The organism is Clostridium sp. FS41 (assembly GCF_000954015.1).
GTDB lineage: Bacteria > Bacillota > Clostridia > Lachnospirales > Lachnospiraceae > Enterocloster > Enterocloster citroniae.
This window is the reverse complement of record NZ_JYHN01000091.1, coordinates 1-1,327: the sequence shown is the minus strand read 5'-3', so window position 1 is coordinate 1,327 and position 1,327 is coordinate 1. Positions and strand designations below refer to the sequence as shown.

The 1,327-nt window shown below is 45.4% G+C and carries 3 protein-coding genes; all 3 read left to right on the top strand.

What is annotated here, in order from left to right:
• Positions 1 to 68 precede the first annotated feature (68 nt).
• The 3 genes from CLFS41_RS27220 (at position 69) to CLFS41_RS27210 (ending at position 1,274) form a co-directional block, all read left to right on the top strand.
• Entirely contained in the window at positions 69 to 401 is a 333-nt protein-coding gene (locus CLFS41_RS27220) for a DUF551 domain-containing protein (RefSeq protein ID WP_045094152.1), read from the top strand.
• Complete coding sequence (locus tag CLFS41_RS27215) at positions 398 to 667, top strand: hypothetical protein (RefSeq protein ID WP_045094151.1); 270 nt, start codon at positions 398 to 400, stop codon at positions 665 to 667. Before CLFS41_RS27220 ends, CLFS41_RS27215 begins: the two co-directional genes overlap by 4 nt.
• A 202-nt stretch (positions 668 to 869) precedes the next feature.
• Positions 870 to 1,274, top strand: coding sequence for a hypothetical protein (locus CLFS41_RS27210; RefSeq protein WP_045094150.1), 405 nt, complete (start codon positions 870 to 872; stop codon positions 1,272 to 1,274).
• Positions 1,275 to 1,327 lie beyond the last annotated feature (53 nt).

The following is a 1,327-nucleotide window of genomic DNA, read 5'->3' as shown; positions in this document are numbered from 1 at the left end:
CAAGGCTGGCGTTGGACTGCATCCTGGAAGGCCAGAAGCGGTAAACACAGATTTAGAGGAGGAAGGAAATGGGAAAATATCTGGAAAAAGAAAAAGCGATCGACACATTAACAAGACTGTATGAGCACATAAAAAGAGAAGAACATGACCAGGAAGCGGCTAATGGAGTTTGGCGTGCAATCGAGGCTATTGCAGCCTTGGGCGATGCGTGGATTCCCGTAACGGAGCGGATGCCAGAAGGTCGCGAGGATGTCCTGGTATATACGGGTAATGGATGGATTTTGGTAGCTTGGTATGGTACTAATGGACAAAATTGGCACATAACTCCAACGGGGATTACTCATGATGATATCATTGCCTGGATGCCATTACCGGAACCATACAAGGAGGCAGAGGAATGATAGATAGACAGGAAGCAATAGCAATATTGCAGGGACACATTAATACATACCACCACCAAATTACGGATGGTGGATGGGAACAGATGGTGCGTATGGGAATTGCCAGAAACACGATACAAGACAAGTTGGCATTCCGGGCAGACGCAGAAAAGCAGATACAGGCATATAAGATGGCAATCAAAGCACTGGAGAGCGGGGAGGCAGAGGAGTTTGCGAACCGGTGCTATCTGAATGGGACATGCTCATTTCAGTCGCCAATTTGTTAACCAAAATCGTAGCTTATAATACAGCAGCGCATACCGGGACCTGATCCGCAGGACCGAGACTGCGTAAAGATAGCTGGCATGGCTCTGGTGTATGCACAACCAGTAAGACCAGCAGCGGATGTGCCTATGGAGAGATAATGGAGGACCATACAGCCAGGGGATCCGGTCTGGCGCACATCCACTATATCGTAGGAGGAGAAGCATGGGAAGAACATTGAAACGGGTGCCATTAAATTTTGATTGGCCCCTTAATACAATATGGTATGGATATTATTCCAGTTATTGCCATGACAGTGATTATAGCGCGGGAGGTTGCGATAACTGTAAACGGTTTGCGACCTTGAAGGGAATTGCTTTAACAAGTTATGGTTGCCCAGATTTTGAGCCGTTTCTAGGTCCACCAAAAGGAGAAGGTTTTCAACTTTGGGAAACTACAACGGAAGGTAGCCCGGTAAGCCCAGTTTTTGAAACACTGGACGAGCTTTGTGAATGGTGTGAAAGTAACTATACAGTTTTTGCTGATATGAAAGTCAGTAAAGAACAATGGAAAGAAATGCTGGATGCTGATTTTGTATATGCAAAAGTAGGAAATGCAGTATTCATCTAAATCGCTATTTCAGGGAATACCGAAGGAAGGACAAAATGAAAACAGAACTAACA

What these genes read in the sequence shown, in the direction of transcription:
- CLFS41_RS27210 (WP_045094150.1), top strand. Translation starts at nt 870, where the DNA reads ATGGGAAGAACATTGAAACGGGTGCCATTAAATTTTGATTGGCCCCTT.
- CLFS41_RS27215 (WP_045094151.1), top strand. Translation starts at nt 398, where the DNA reads ATGATAGATAGACAGGAAGCAATAGCAATATTGCAGGGACACATTAAT.
- CLFS41_RS27220 (WP_045094152.1), top strand. Translation starts at nt 69, where the DNA reads ATGGGAAAATATCTGGAAAAAGAAAAAGCGATCGACACATTAACAAGA.